The sequence below is a fragment of the Rhizobium sp. BK591 genome (assembly GCF_014195045.1).
Classification (GTDB): Bacteria; Pseudomonadota; Alphaproteobacteria; order Rhizobiales; family Rhizobiaceae; genus Rhizobium; species Rhizobium anhuiense.
Window position 1 is genome coordinate 229,471 of sequence record NZ_JACIAZ010000008.1, and the last position, 11,797, is coordinate 241,267.

General features: G+C 58.5%; 14 protein-coding genes. 4 read left to right on the plus strand and 10 right to left on the minus strand.

The annotated features are described in order from the left end of the window. Positions 1-72: 72 nt before the first annotated feature. Positions 73-900 carry an ABC transporter substrate-binding protein gene (locus FHX10_RS29825; protein ID WP_028757530.1) on the minus strand — a complete coding sequence of 276 codons (828 nt, stop codon included), beginning with the start codon at positions 898-900 and terminating at the stop codon, positions 73-75. 183 nt (positions 901-1,083) lie between these two features. On the opposite strand from FHX10_RS29825, the gene FHX10_RS29830 reads away from it, so the two are divergent. Then, on the plus strand, positions 1,084-2,154 hold the full coding sequence (locus FHX10_RS29830) for a LacI family DNA-binding transcriptional regulator (protein ID WP_029868064.1): 1,071 nt from the start codon (positions 1,084-1,086) through the stop codon (positions 2,152-2,154). Positions 2,155-2,317: 163 nt separating this feature from the next. Continuing rightward, positions 2,318-3,421, plus strand: a complete 1,104-nt coding sequence (locus FHX10_RS29835; protein WP_029868065.1) for a helix-turn-helix transcriptional regulator — start codon at positions 2,318-2,320, stop codon at positions 3,419-3,421. Between the two features lie 104 nt (positions 3,422-3,525). Here the strand turns inward: FHX10_RS29835 and FHX10_RS29840 are convergent, their stop codons facing one another. The 5 genes from FHX10_RS29840 to FHX10_RS29860 form a co-directional block, all read right to left on the minus strand. Beyond that, on the minus strand, positions 3,526-3,786 hold the full coding sequence (locus FHX10_RS29840) for a hypothetical protein (RefSeq protein WP_029868066.1): 261 nt from the start codon (positions 3,784-3,786) through the stop codon (positions 3,526-3,528). A gap of 122 nt (positions 3,787-3,908) precedes the next feature. Further along, complete coding sequence (locus FHX10_RS29845) at positions 3,909-4,139, minus strand: hypothetical protein (RefSeq protein WP_028757534.1); 231 nt, start codon at positions 4,137-4,139, stop codon at positions 3,909-3,911. Positions 4,140-4,320: 181 nt separating this feature from the next. Next, positions 4,321-4,569 carry a hypothetical protein gene (locus FHX10_RS29850; protein WP_029868067.1) on the minus strand — a complete coding sequence of 83 codons (249 nt, stop codon included), beginning with the start codon at positions 4,567-4,569 and terminating at the stop codon, positions 4,321-4,323. A 118-nt stretch (positions 4,570-4,687) separates the two neighbouring features. Next, complete coding sequence (locus tag FHX10_RS29855; RefSeq protein ID WP_029868068.1) at positions 4,688-4,978, minus strand: hypothetical protein; 291 nt, start codon at positions 4,976-4,978, stop codon at positions 4,688-4,690. Further along, a complete protein-coding gene (locus FHX10_RS29860) occupies positions 4,975-5,292 on the minus strand; it encodes a hypothetical protein (RefSeq protein ID WP_165932276.1) in 318 nt (105 codons plus the stop codon). The genes FHX10_RS29855 and FHX10_RS29860 overlap by 4 nt, the downstream gene beginning before the upstream one ends. On the opposite strand from FHX10_RS29860, the gene FHX10_RS29865 reads away from it, so the two are divergent. Beyond that, positions 5,249-5,629, plus strand: coding sequence for a DUF5086 family protein (locus tag FHX10_RS29865; protein WP_245294540.1), 381 nt, complete (start codon positions 5,249-5,251; stop codon positions 5,627-5,629). The genes FHX10_RS29860 and FHX10_RS29865 overlap by 44 nt on opposite strands. Before the next feature lie 80 nt (positions 5,630-5,709). Here FHX10_RS29865 and FHX10_RS29870 read toward each other — a convergent pair whose 3' ends face one another. From FHX10_RS29870 to FHX10_RS29885, 4 genes are read right to left on the minus strand one after another with little or no spacing between them, the layout of a single operon-like run. Further along, positions 5,710-6,855: a CaiB/BaiF CoA transferase family protein gene (locus FHX10_RS29870; protein WP_029868070.1), complete on the minus strand. Its 1,146-nt coding sequence runs from the start codon at positions 6,853-6,855 to the stop codon at positions 5,710-5,712. Positions 6,856-6,898: 43 nt separating this feature from the next. Beyond that, on the minus strand, positions 6,899-8,563 hold the full coding sequence (locus FHX10_RS29875) for an electron transfer flavoprotein-ubiquinone oxidoreductase (protein ID WP_184390649.1): 1,665 nt from the start codon (positions 8,561-8,563) through the stop codon (positions 6,899-6,901). A 43-nt stretch (positions 8,564-8,606) separates the two neighbouring features. Continuing rightward, on the minus strand, positions 8,607-9,494 hold the full coding sequence (locus FHX10_RS29880; RefSeq protein WP_029868072.1) for a 3-hydroxybutyryl-CoA dehydrogenase: 888 nt from the start codon (positions 9,492-9,494) through the stop codon (positions 8,607-8,609). 59 nt (positions 9,495-9,553) lie between these two features. Continuing rightward, on the minus strand, positions 9,554-10,729 hold the full coding sequence (locus FHX10_RS29885; protein ID WP_029868073.1) for an acyl-CoA dehydrogenase: 1,176 nt from the start codon (positions 10,727-10,729) through the stop codon (positions 9,554-9,556). Between the two features lie 116 nt (positions 10,730-10,845). Between FHX10_RS29885 and FHX10_RS29890 the strand changes: the two genes are divergently transcribed. Then, positions 10,846-11,772 carry a LysR family transcriptional regulator gene (locus FHX10_RS29890; protein ID WP_029868074.1) on the plus strand — a complete coding sequence of 309 codons (927 nt, stop codon included), beginning with the start codon at positions 10,846-10,848 and terminating at the stop codon, positions 11,770-11,772. The last annotated feature ends 25 nt before the right edge of the window (positions 11,773-11,797 follow it).

The following is an 11,797-nucleotide window of genomic DNA, read 5'->3' on the forward strand; positions in this document are numbered from 1 at the left end:
CGCTGCCGCTCGCAGGCTGCGATCGGCAGCGCCATTTGTCAGCCGTCCGCTCTGAACGGCCGGCCTGCGGCCTTACTTCTTGGGAAGATACTGGTCCGGCATGGGCGAGCCGGGAAACCACTTTTCATAAAGGGACTTCCAGGTGCCATCCTGCATCGCGTCGTGAAGCGCGCCGTTCAGCGCCGTCCGAAAGGCATCATTTCCCTTCTTGACCACGAAGCCCGCCGGCGCATCGAAGGACGGGATGTTTACAGCAACCTTCAGCGCGGGATAGCGCTCGCCATATTGCTTGGCGGCCTCGTAGTCGAGAAAGTGCGCATCGATCGTTCCGTTGTTGAGGGCGGCCACGGCGGAATTGTTGTCGGGGAATTTCACCAGATCGGTCTCACCGAAATTCTTGGCCGCATAGACTTCCTGCAAGGTCCCCTGCACGACGCCGAGACGCTTGCCCTTGAGGCCACTGGCATCCTTGATGGCGGCATCCGCAGTCAAGACAGAGAGATAACCGGCAAGATAGCCGTCGGAAAAGTCGACCGTCTTCTTGCGGGCTTCGGTGGTTCCGATCGCCGCAACGGCAACATCGAACCGTTCGTTAGCGACCGACGGCAGAAGGGCTGAAAATTCCTGGCCCGTGAACGTCACCTTGTCCTTTGGAAAACCGAGGCGGGAGACGACGTTGAGAAACAGCTCGATATCGAAACCCGTGAACTGGCCGTCCGCCGTCGCAAACGTATAGGGCTTGGAATCGCCCATCGTGCCAACGCTGATCACCCCGGGCTCGATTAGCTTATAGGGATTGTCAGCCGCCGCCGCGGATCCTGCACCCACTGCAAGAAGGCATGTCAAAAGGCCGGCCCGCAATGGGGCGAGGGTGGCCGCAAATGATTCAAAAGGCTTCATGTTCGTTCTCCGCTCTGAAAGGAATGCTCTTGTCGGCATTGTCGCGTCGCCCCGCCCCCGTCGCATAGTGCGGCAGAGTCTTCTGGACAAGACACCGGTCTCCTGTATAAAGAGACCGGTCTCACAACATATTTGATATCCGTCAATTGACCGGCCGTCAACAACTCTTGTAGTCCTCGGCTCATGGAAGATTCCGCTCATTCGAAACGTTCAGTCACGGTCGCCGATGTCGCGAAGGCCGCAAAGGTCTCGAAGGCGACGGCCGCCCGCGTGCTCGGCGGCTACGGCGTGGTCAGCGCCAAGATCACGGATCAGGTCATGGCGGCGGCAGCCGCGCTCGAATACCGCCCGAACGAGCTCGCCCGGAGCATGAGCACCGGAAGATCCGGCATCATCGGGGTCGTGGTCGGCGATATCGAGAACGCTTTCTTCAGCCTGGCGGTGCGCGGCATCAGCGATGCTGCCCGGCTTGCGGGCTTCAACGTCATCATCGCGAATTCGGGCGAACAGCTGGATGCGGAAAAATCGGCCGTCGACCTTCTGATCGGCAAACGCGTCGATGGTCTGATCGTCACGCCCGCTCGCTGCGACAACATCGATCACCTCCGAGATATCCGCCGCGCCGGCGTGCCGCTGGTCCTGTTCGACCGGGCCATTCCGGAACTCGATGTCGACGCCGTGACCGGGGACGACCAGGATGCGGCAGTCACCGCGACCCGGTATCTGATCGGGCAAGGGCATCGCCGCCTCGCCTACGTCTCCGCCATGGATGCCGAAGGCGGCGGGCTCACCGATGTCGGGCGAATATCGAATTCCGCCGTGCGCGAACGCGTGGAAGGCTTCGTGAGCGTCCTGACCGAGGCGGGCCTGCCGAACCCTCTTCATTATGTCAGGCTCGGCGCCACCGACCAGCAACAGACGGACGGCGTGATCAAACGCCTGGTCTCGGAGGGATCATCGCCAACTGCACTCTTGGCATCCGACAGCCTCGTCGGCTTGCGCATCTTCAAGTCGCTGCAGTCGCTCGGCCTGTCAATCCCGAGCGACGTGTCGATGATCTGCTTCCTGGATGCCGACTGGACCAGCGTCACCGTTCCACCGATCACCATCATCGACCAGCGCGTCTACGAGATGGGCAAGCTCGCGAGCGAACGTCTGGTCGCCCGCATCGAACGCACGCCTCTTGCCGTCGAACGTCTGCGCGTCAGTACGCGCCTTGTCGTACGCGGCTCCGTCGCGACGATCGGCCGGTGAGACCGCAGATCCAGGCGGAATCAATCGGTCGCACAGCAGCATTGTGATCGGCCGTGTTGTATCGATGGCCACCGATTTGTTATTGCATATAGTTCCTGTTGTCTTTGCCTGGCCTACGTTATTTAATACTGAAAATACTCGTCATGGGATTTTCAGAAAGATCATGCTCCAGTCAAATGAGGTTTCATCTGAGCTGATAGATTTGATCTATGGAAGTCTCTTCGGTGAGTGCAACTGGCAAGATTTTCTGGATCGAGTTGCGGAAACTTCGCCCAATGGAAAAGCTGCACTCCATTACCACGATCTGGCCTCGCCTATTGCTCATGTTCCTTACGTATCGGGCTTCTCGAGGACCGAGGTCGACCAGTTCAGCAGCCACTTTGCCTCGGTGAACCCTTGGATTCCGAGATTGAGCGTCGTGCCCGTCGGCCAGGGTGTCTGTGGAGACGAAATCTTTCCACGCAAAGACTTGCTCAAATCGGAATTCTACAACGATTGGCTGAAGGGGCAGGCCGGCTGCGAGACCAGCATCGGTGTCTCCATCATCCGGGAGGAAACCCGCACCTTCGTTCTGTCGACCTGCACGTCGTCGGCAGACCCCGATTTCAACAAAGCGGCAACCGGGCGCTACACGATCCTCGCGCCGCATTTGAAAAGGGCTTTCGACTTCATTCGGAAGCGCGATCTGCTGGCACCGGAAAAACAGGCAACGCAAACCCTGTTTGATAGTATCGGCGCCGGACTGATCTACGTTTCCGAGCAAGGGCGAGCACGCCAATGGAATAGGAGTGCGGAAGCGTTCGTGGAAGCTGGCTTCCCTGTGCATATCGCGCCGGATGGCAGGCTCGCACTTCAATGCGAGACATCAGCTGCCGTTCTCGATTTCCTGACGTCCAGAAAGGGTGTGCAAACAAAGCCGCATACGGCGATTGTAAAGGGGAAGAACAAGGCCAATTACCGCATCACCCTCGTCCGACTGCAGTCCGACGCGTTCACCGAATTCCTGGAGGGGCCGACCGTGGCCGTGATCATCGAGCCGATGATCACGACACCATTCAATGAGCGGCGAGACTTCCTGATGGAAACATACAAACTGACTGCGACGGAAATCCGGATCGCATCCAGCATTGCCTCAGGCCGTTCTCCAAAGGAAGTGGCCGTAGCCGATCACATCAGCTACGAAACTGTCCGGACTCATCTCAGAAACATTTATTCCAAGCTCGGGGTCAATTCCCAGGTTGGTTTGGTGGCCCTGCTCATGCGCTGAGCATCGACGCGGCGGTCAGTTCGAGCAGAAAACCAACCCGTTTAGATCTTTGTTTTCATGCATGTCGTTGCCCAAAACCGCTGCACGCTTTTGGGCGACATGCATCAATCGTAGAGCTCACCACGACCGATCTGTGCCCTGGCAGGTTCGTCGCTGATGGCGGGATCGTCGGCCGGATCGGGATCTCTCTTGTTGGCGTCGCTCAGAAACTGCGCAGCCTTCAGGAGCGCTGAGGTTATCTCTTCGGTGCCCCATCCGGCTTCATTGGCGGCTGCAATCAGCCTTTCTAAAGCCTCGCGCGCAGCGGCGGTCGCCTCTTCGAAGCGCTGCGCAGGAGCTTCGGCCTTCGGTGGTGGAAAGGTCATCGGCATTCCCTCCATGGATTGGCTGTTGGAGATGAACGCAGCCCGCGCGAAATGGATGCATAACCGCGCTGATTTAACAAGCGAACACCCGCGGCGCGACAAGGGCCGACGACGCCTCTGCGTCAGATCACCGTCTGCAACAGAAACGGAGAGCGCTCCAATGGCTGCTGGGCGAGGATCCGCAGCATGGCGGGACCTTGTATGCCTGACGTCGTGCACGAGCGACCGTCGTGATAGACCACCGTCATCACGCGGCTGAGACTATTGTACCTGATCTCTGCGATCGTGCGCGTGTGAACCGGAAAGATAAATTCGTGGGGCTGTGATTTTCGCCCCGAAGTCTTCAAGGTCATTGCGACGCCCCCGCGAAACAATAGCATTTTGGCCCGACCGTGCCTTAACCCGAGCCTAACGACGCCTATCAAGCACATATTGCTGCGACGGTCGCGTGACATCGGCGTGACACGCAGAATCGACATTCCCAACTCAAGACCGACTTCGTGACACGTCAGTTGCAAAAGCGGCGATCAGCCGTCAATGCAATGTCCTGCGGATCTCGTGTGCAAGAACCGGCTGCGGCCAGCCTTCGACCGTGCGTGCCAGCGATCGAACAGCTTCGTCCATGTTGAAAACCATGTCCCCGAGCCGCTCGATCTCATAATCGAGCTCGTAGACCTCGACTTCGTCAAGACCTTTGCTCTGGAGCATTCGCCTCATTGCTTCGATAAGCCGCTCAGTCCGCCCAACGATATCAAGAGCGCTTCGGATAATAATATCGACCATGCACATCCCCTCGCTTCGATAACGGAGCGTCGGCCATAATCGCGATGCTGACAATCCTGAAATCTTGTCAGACGCGGCCTCGGATCGTGTCGTAGAGAGTGCTCGACTGACGCCGCGCCTAGTCGTCGTCGAGCGAAAAGACCGGCCGGTAGTGGCGCTCGGCGATCAGCAAGCTCCGGTCGGGCCGGATGATGTAGATCTCCTCGACCTGGCGTCCCCATTGATCTGTGAAGGTATGCGGGAAGGAAGAGCCGACGGGCGACTTCGTCAACTTCGTGCGCGGTTGACCATTATAGGTGATGCTGCCGGGAATGGGGGCCAGCCCCGCCGACGAATAATTGCCTGCGCCGGTGGTGCAGCCTGTCAGCACAACGGCAAGTATCAACCCAAATCCTATGCTCCGCTTCATCGAGCCCTCCAACTGCTTCGTCCTTCACGCAGCACTCGTTTTATCGTCAATGTAACAGGGGACGATAGACATTGTTCCAGAATCGGTCGGAGCAAACGCAGTCGTCCATCCCTCGTGTTGGCGTTGAATTTTTCAGAAAAAGGCGGCATTAAAAATTCATTCAAAGCGTGGCAGTGATTTAACTCTTGGATGGAACGCTGTTTACCCATGCGAATAGTTCCTGGAACCATCCTTCTGGCTGTCGCGACGATATTGGCCGCACCGGTCTTCATGCGTGCCGAACCGGTGAAATCCACGGATGTTTCCACGGTCATTCTCTCCGTTTCACCACGAACAGTTCGTTGGGCCACCGTCTACAAACATCCGGATCCCGCCGATCACGATCCCTATTACCATGTGGAGGTGATCGAGAAGGAGCAAGGTTCGCCGCCATGGCAATTCAAACGGCTTGCCGCACATCTTGTCGTAACGGCAGACGCTTTGGACAGGAGCCGTCTGAGACAAAAGGCCAAGACCTATTTTTACAAGGACCTCGAATTCCGGATCGCCCACCGAGCCTGGCGCACACAACCTCTCATCCAGCGGGACACCGGGGTTTGCCGCACGACAATTCTTGAATGCGTTGGGGCTGCAGGCAATAGGCGCCCATAATGCATGTGGATACGGTGAAGGGATGGCCGTATCAATGCGGGAGGATGAACGAAAGGAACGTTCGGCGATGCTAGCAAGCATCAGTCCGTCGAAGACCAGTCTGACCGCACTTTGCCATTGTGCTCGCCAAGCCTTGGCGACTTACGATGCCGGGTCAGCATCGTCTCCGAGAAGATGATAGGCGTCCGGATGCCCGGTATCCCTTCATTCTCCACCGCCATCTGGCGATGCAGCACTTGCGGATCCGAAAATACATCTTCCACGGTGTTGATCGGCCCGGCGGGAACACCCACGCGCGCAAAGTCGGCTAGCAAATCCGTCCGGTTGAAGAGCTTCGTGCGCGCTTCCATCACCGATGTCAGTTCCTCTCGATGACGCACTCTGTCCGCGTTCGTTTTGAAACGAACATCGGCTGCCACAGCGGATAGCCGAAGGATATCGCACACCCGTGCGAACTGACTGTCGTTCCCGCAGGCGATAATGATATTGCCGTCGGATACCGGGAATACCTGGTATGGCGCGATGTTGGGATGCGCATTGCCGAGTCTCGTTGGTGCCTTTCCCGAGGCCAGGAAATTCATCGCCTGGTTGGCCAAGACGCCCACCGTGCTGTCCAGCAGAGCCATATCGATATGCTCTCCCTCACCTGTGCTGTTACGGAGGATCAAAGCGGCCTGGATAGCGATCACCGAATAGAGCCCTGTGAAGATATCGCCGAACGCCACGCCAATCTTCTGCGGCTCCCGACTTGGTTCACCGGTCAAATCCATAATGCCCGCCATGCCCTGGACGATAAAATCGTATCCTGCGCGCCCGGCATAGGGACCGGTTTGGCCAAATCCGGTAATCGAGCAGTAGATCAGCTTCGAATTGATCGCCTTCAGGCTCTCGTAATCAAGACCGAACTTCTTCAAGGCGCCTACCTTGAAATTCTCGATGACGACATCCGCGTTGGCGATCAGTGCACGAACCTTTTCGACGTCTTCCACAGAGTTGAAATCCGCCGTGATACTCAGTTTTCCGCGATTGCAGCTATGGAAATAGGCCGCAGCGACGTCATCGCCATCCTTGATGAAAGGAGGCCCCCAACGGCGCGTATCGTCGCCATCCGGACCTTCTACCTTGATGACGGTCGCTCCCAGGTCGGCAAGTGTCTGTCCAGCCCACGGACCAGCCAGGATACGCGCCAACTCCACGACCCGAACGCCCTCTAGCGGAAACTGCATCGATAACTCCTGATCGTTCCTAAATCCGCAGATCATCGTTGGACTACATATTCGGATAGACCGGCCCCTCGCCGCCCTGCGGCGGCACCCAGTTGATGTTCTGGTTGGGGTCCTTGATGTCGCAGGTCTTGCAGTGCACGCAGTTCTGGGCGTTGATGACGAAGGTATCCTGCCCGTCCTTCTCCACCCACTCATAGACGCCGGCCGGACAGTAGCGCGTCGACGGGCCGGCATAGATATCGTGCTCGGAACGCTTCTGCAGGCCCATGTCCTTGACCTTGAGATGCACCGGCTGGTCTTCCTCGTGATTGGTGTTCGACAGGAACACCGAGGACAGACGGTCGAAGGTCAGGACGCCGTCCGGCTTCGGATAGGCGATCGGCTTGTGCTGGGCGGCAGGCTCCAGCGACTGCGCATCGGTCTTGCCGTGTTTCAGCGTGCCGAAGAACGAAAAGCCGAACAGCGTATTGGTCCACATGTCGAAGCCGCCGAGCGCCACACCGAGTGCGGTGCCGAACTTCGACCACAGCGGCTTGACGTTCCTCACCCGCTTCAGGTCGCGGCCGATGTCGCCCTTGCGCCATTCGCTCTCGATCTCGGCGACCTCGTCATGGCTGCGGCCTGCTTCGATCGCCGCCGCCAGCTTCTCGGCCGCCAGCATGCCCGACAGCACCGCATTGTGGCTGCCCTTGATGCGCGGCACGTTGACGAGACCGGCCGAACAGCCGATCAGCGCCCCGCCGGGGAAGGTGAGCTTCGGCACCGACTGGTAGCCGCCCTCGGTGATGGCGCGCGCCCCATAGGACAGCCGCTTGCCGCCCTCGAAAGTGGTGCGGATCGCCGGATGCGTCTTGAAGCGCTGGAATTCCTCGAAAGGATAGAGATAGGGGTTCTTGTAGTTCAGATGGACAACGAAGCCGACCGCCACCAGATTGTCTTCCAGGTGATAGAGGAAGGAGCCGCCGCCGGTCTTCATGCCCAGCGGCCAGCCGAAGGAGTGCTGCACCAGGCCAGGCCGGTGATGCTCGGGCTTGACCTGCCAGAGTTCCTTGACGCCGATGCCGAACTTCTGCGGTTCACGATCCTTTTGCAGATCGAACTTGGCGATCAGCTGCTTGGCGAGCGAGCCGCGCACGCCCTCGCCGATCAGGGTATATTTGCCGAGCAGCTCCATGCCGCGGGTATAGTTGGGTCCAGGCTCGCCGTTCTTCTCGATGCCCATGTCGCCGGTGGCGACACCGATCACCGCGCCTTCGTCATTGTAGAGCACTTCGGTGGCGGCAAAGCCCGGATAGATCTCGACGCCGAGTTCTTCGGCCTTGCTCGCCAGCCAGCGACAGACATTGCCGAGCGAGACGATGTAATTGCCGTGATTGTTCATCAGCGGCGGCATCAGCACATTCGGCAGGCGAACAGAGCCGGCCGGGCCGAGCAGCAGGAAGTGATCGGCGCTGACCTCGGTCTTGAACGGGTGCCCCTCCTCCTCACGCCAGCCGGGCAGCAGCCGGTCGATGCCGATCGGATCGACGACGGCGCCCGACAGAATATGCGCCCCGACCTCAGAGCCCTTCTCCAGCACGACGACCGAGAGCTCCGGATTGACCTGCTTCAGCCGGATCGCCGCCGCAAGACCGGCCGGACCGGCGCCGACGATCACAACGTCGAATTCCATGCTCTCGCGATTTTCGTCTGCGTGTTCTTCGGTCATGATAAATGCCTGATAAATCTCGATGTTGGGGATGAGATGGGGATCAGCGAGTTGGTCGAGCTGGAACGTACCTGTAGTCGTAGAACCCGCGTTGTGCTTTGCGACCGAGCCACCCGGCCTCGACGTATTTGACCAACAGCGGGCACGGACGGTATTTGCTATCAGCCAACCCTTCGTGAAGGACCTGCATGATGGAAAGGCATGTGTCCAAACCGATGAAATCCGCCAGTTCGAGTGGCCCCATCGGATGATTGGCGCCGAGTTTCATGCCGATGTCTATGGCTTCCACGTTTCCAACACCCTCATACAGGGTGTAGATCGCTTCGTTGATCATGGGGATCAGGATACGATTTACGATGAAGGCCGGAAAATCCTCGGAGACGGTGACCGTTTTGCCGATGGATTCGGCGAAATCCTTGGCTATGGCAAACGTCTCTTGATCCGTTCCGATGCCGCGAACCAGCTCTACGAGCTTCATAACAGGTACGGGATTCATGAAGTGCATCCCTATAAAATGATTGGGCCTGTCGGTTGACGCGGCGAGCCGCGTTATGGAGAGCGACGATGTGTTCGTCGCCAGGATCGCGTCGGGCTTCAGGACAGTGCACACATCCGTAAAGACCTTCCTCTTGAGGTCTTCATTCTCGCTCACCGCTTCGACAACCAAATCGGCGCTCGCCAGATCCGACAGGGAGAACGCTCCCTTTATTCGGGAGATCGCCTGCTCAACCGCCTCGCCCGGCATTTTGCCGGTTTCCGCTTGGCGCCCGAAATATCCGGCGCTCGCCTCGATGCTCGCGCGAATTCGACTTTTGTCGAGATCGTAAATCAGTGCCTCATACCCGTGTTTCGCCACGACTTCCGCGATCCCAGTACCCATCTGTCCAGCACCGATGACGGCGACGGTAGAAATCTTATCCACTATAGGCATGCTGCCTCGCGTTAATCCGGAGGTTAAAGGACGGCCTGTGCCGAATAGACTATCGGGAATTAGGAAAACGCCTGGAGGCCTGTCTGAGCACGCCCAAGGATCAGGGCATGGACGTCATGGGTCCCTTCGTATGTGTTGACCGTCTCCAAGTTCTGCGCGTGGCGCATGACGTGATACTCGATCTGAATGCCGTTGCCGCCATGCATATCCCGGGCTTGCCGCGCCATCTCAAGCGCCTTTCCGCAGTTGTTGCGCTTGACGATCGAGACCATTTCCGGGGCCATCTTGTGCTCATCCATCAGCCGGCCAACGCGAAGCGAGCCCTGCAGTCCGAGCGTGATTTCGGTCATCATATCGGCGAGCTTCTTTTGATAAAGCTGCATCCCTGCTAGCGGTTTCCCGAACTGTTTGCGGTCCAGGCCGTATTGACGAGCGCGGAACCAGCAGTCCTCGGCAGCTCCCATAACACCCCAGGAGATGCCGTAACGGGCGCGGTTGAGGCAGCCAAACGGCCCCTTGAGACCGGAAACGCCGGGCAGAAGCGCATCCTCGGTGACTTCGACACCGTCCATCACGATTTCGCCCGTGATCGAGGCGCGCAGCGAAAGCTTGCCACCAATTTTTGGAGCCGAAAGGCCCCTCATGCCCTTTTCGAGAACAAAGCCGCGTATTTCATTGTTGTGAGCCTCAGATTTTGCCCAGACGACGAAGACATCCGCAATCGGCGAGTTCGAGATCCACGTCTTCGAGCCGCGCAATCGGTAGCCGCCCTCGATTTTCTCGGCACGGGTTTTCATACCGCCGGGATCCGAGCCCGCGTCGGGCTCGGTCAGGCCGAAACAGCCGATCAGTTCACCCGAAACGAGGCCCGGCAGATACTTCTTCTTTTGCTCGTCGGAGCCGTAGGCGAAGATCGGATAGATGACCAGCGAGGACTGCACGCTCATCATCGAACGATATCCGGAGTCGATACGCTCGACCTCGCGGGCGACCAGACCATAGGCAACGTAGGATGCGTTCGCGGCCCCGTATTCTTCAGGCAGCGTCACCCCAAGAAGGCCCGTCCGCCCCATCAACCTGAACAGCTCCGGGTCGGTCGCTTCTTCGAGATAGGCGTCCTCAACGCGCGGCAAGAGTTCAGATTCTGCGAAAGCCGCAGCGGACTCGCGGATCATCCGTTCATCTTCGGTCAGCTGGTCGTCGAGCAGAAAAGGGTCGTTCCAAGAAAAGGCCAAGATCGTCGTCCTCCCGTTGAGGTTTTGGCAGTTCGAATTTGACGGAATTAAAGCTGTTTTTTCACGACTGAGAAAGCGAGGTTTACTCATCGGCCTATGAGCTATAGTAATAGCGCATGGCAAACCTCTCGCGAAGGCTCCTTCCCTCCACCTCGGCTCTCGCAGCGTTCGATTCCGTCGCGCGGCTGGGCACCTTCTCTGCGGCAGCACAGGAGCTTTCCCTGACGCAGGGAGCGATCAGTCGGCAGATCGCAGCGCTGGAAGAACAACTCGGCGTTTTACTGTTCGAGCGCACTAGCCGTGGCGTCAACCTCACGGAGGCGGGCACAGACTATGCCCGGGCTATTGCCAGCGCTTTGGCGGAAATCCGTTCCGCTTCGCTGCAGGCCATGACCAAACAACATAGCGATCAGCTCAATCTTGCCATCTTGCCGACATTCGGCACCCGCTGGCTGATGCCACGCATTCCGCGATTTGTCGCTAGACACCCGGAGATCACGTTGAACTTCGCCACGCGCATAGGCGTGTTCGATTTCGACCGCGACGACATAGATATGGCGATTCATATCGGCCAGCCCGATTGGCCCGGTACGGAAAGCATATTTCTTATGGAAGAGATGGTTGCACCGATCGCGTCCCCGTCTTTTCTCAGTTCACATCCCATCGTGAGGGCCGAAGATCTGCTTCGCCTGCCGCTGCTGCAGATGGCGTCCCGTCCCGGGGCTTGGAGCCATTTTTTTGAAAGCCTCCAGGTTAACGGCACCCCATCGCAGGCCATGCGGTTCGAACAGTTCAGCAACGTGGCCCAAGCCTGCATTGCCGGACTGGGGCTCGCGTTGATGCCGCTTTTCCTCATCGACTCCGAACTCGCAAATGGCCAGCTCGTTCAAGCCTTTCCACATCAGGTCAAAAGCACCAGCGCCTATTATGCGGTCGCGCCTCTGAGCAGGAAGGACTTCCGTCCTGTCGTGGCGTTCCGCGCATGGCTGCTGGACGAGGTCGCGCGTTACCAGGAAGGCGGATCGGCAGATGGCGGCGGTTGATCAAGCCGCACCTGAGACACCTTCG

What these genes read in the sequence shown, in the direction of transcription:
- FHX10_RS29850 (WP_029868067.1), bottom strand. Translation starts at nt 4,569, where the DNA reads ATGGTCGATATTATTATCCGAAGCGCTCTTGATATCGTTGGGCGGACT.
- FHX10_RS29835 (WP_029868065.1), top strand. Translation starts at nt 2,318, where the DNA reads ATGCTCCAGTCAAATGAGGTTTCATCTGAGCTGATAGATTTGATCTAT.
- FHX10_RS29880 (WP_029868072.1), bottom strand. Translation starts at nt 9,494, where the DNA reads ATGCCTATAGTGGATAAGATTTCTACCGTCGCCGTCATCGGTGCTGGA.
- FHX10_RS29855 (WP_029868068.1), bottom strand. Translation starts at nt 4,978, where the DNA reads ATGAAGCGGAGCATAGGATTTGGGTTGATACTTGCCGTTGTGCTGACA.
- FHX10_RS29830 (WP_029868064.1), top strand. Translation starts at nt 1,084, where the DNA reads ATGGAAGATTCCGCTCATTCGAAACGTTCAGTCACGGTCGCCGATGTC.
- FHX10_RS29865 (WP_245294540.1), top strand. Translation starts at nt 5,249, where the DNA reads ATGCGTGCCGAACCGGTGAAATCCACGGATGTTTCCACGGTCATTCTC.
- FHX10_RS29840 (WP_029868066.1), bottom strand. Translation starts at nt 3,786, where the DNA reads ATGACCTTTCCACCACCGAAGGCCGAAGCTCCTGCGCAGCGCTTCGAA.
- FHX10_RS29890 (WP_029868074.1), top strand. Translation starts at nt 10,846, where the DNA reads ATGGCAAACCTCTCGCGAAGGCTCCTTCCCTCCACCTCGGCTCTCGCA.
- FHX10_RS29875 (WP_184390649.1), bottom strand. Translation starts at nt 8,563, where the DNA reads ATGACCGAAGAACACGCAGACGAAAATCGCGAGAGCATGGAATTCGAC.
- FHX10_RS29825 (WP_028757530.1), bottom strand. Translation starts at nt 900, where the DNA reads ATGAAGCCTTTTGAATCATTTGCGGCCACCCTCGCCCCATTGCGGGCC.
- FHX10_RS29845 (WP_028757534.1), bottom strand. Translation starts at nt 4,139, where the DNA reads ATGACCTTGAAGACTTCGGGGCGAAAATCACAGCCCCACGAATTTATC.
- FHX10_RS29870 (WP_029868070.1), bottom strand. Translation starts at nt 6,855, where the DNA reads ATGCAGTTTCCGCTAGAGGGCGTTCGGGTCGTGGAGTTGGCGCGTATC.
- FHX10_RS29860 (WP_165932276.1), bottom strand. Translation starts at nt 5,292, where the DNA reads ATGACCGTGGAAACATCCGTGGATTTCACCGGTTCGGCACGCATGAAG.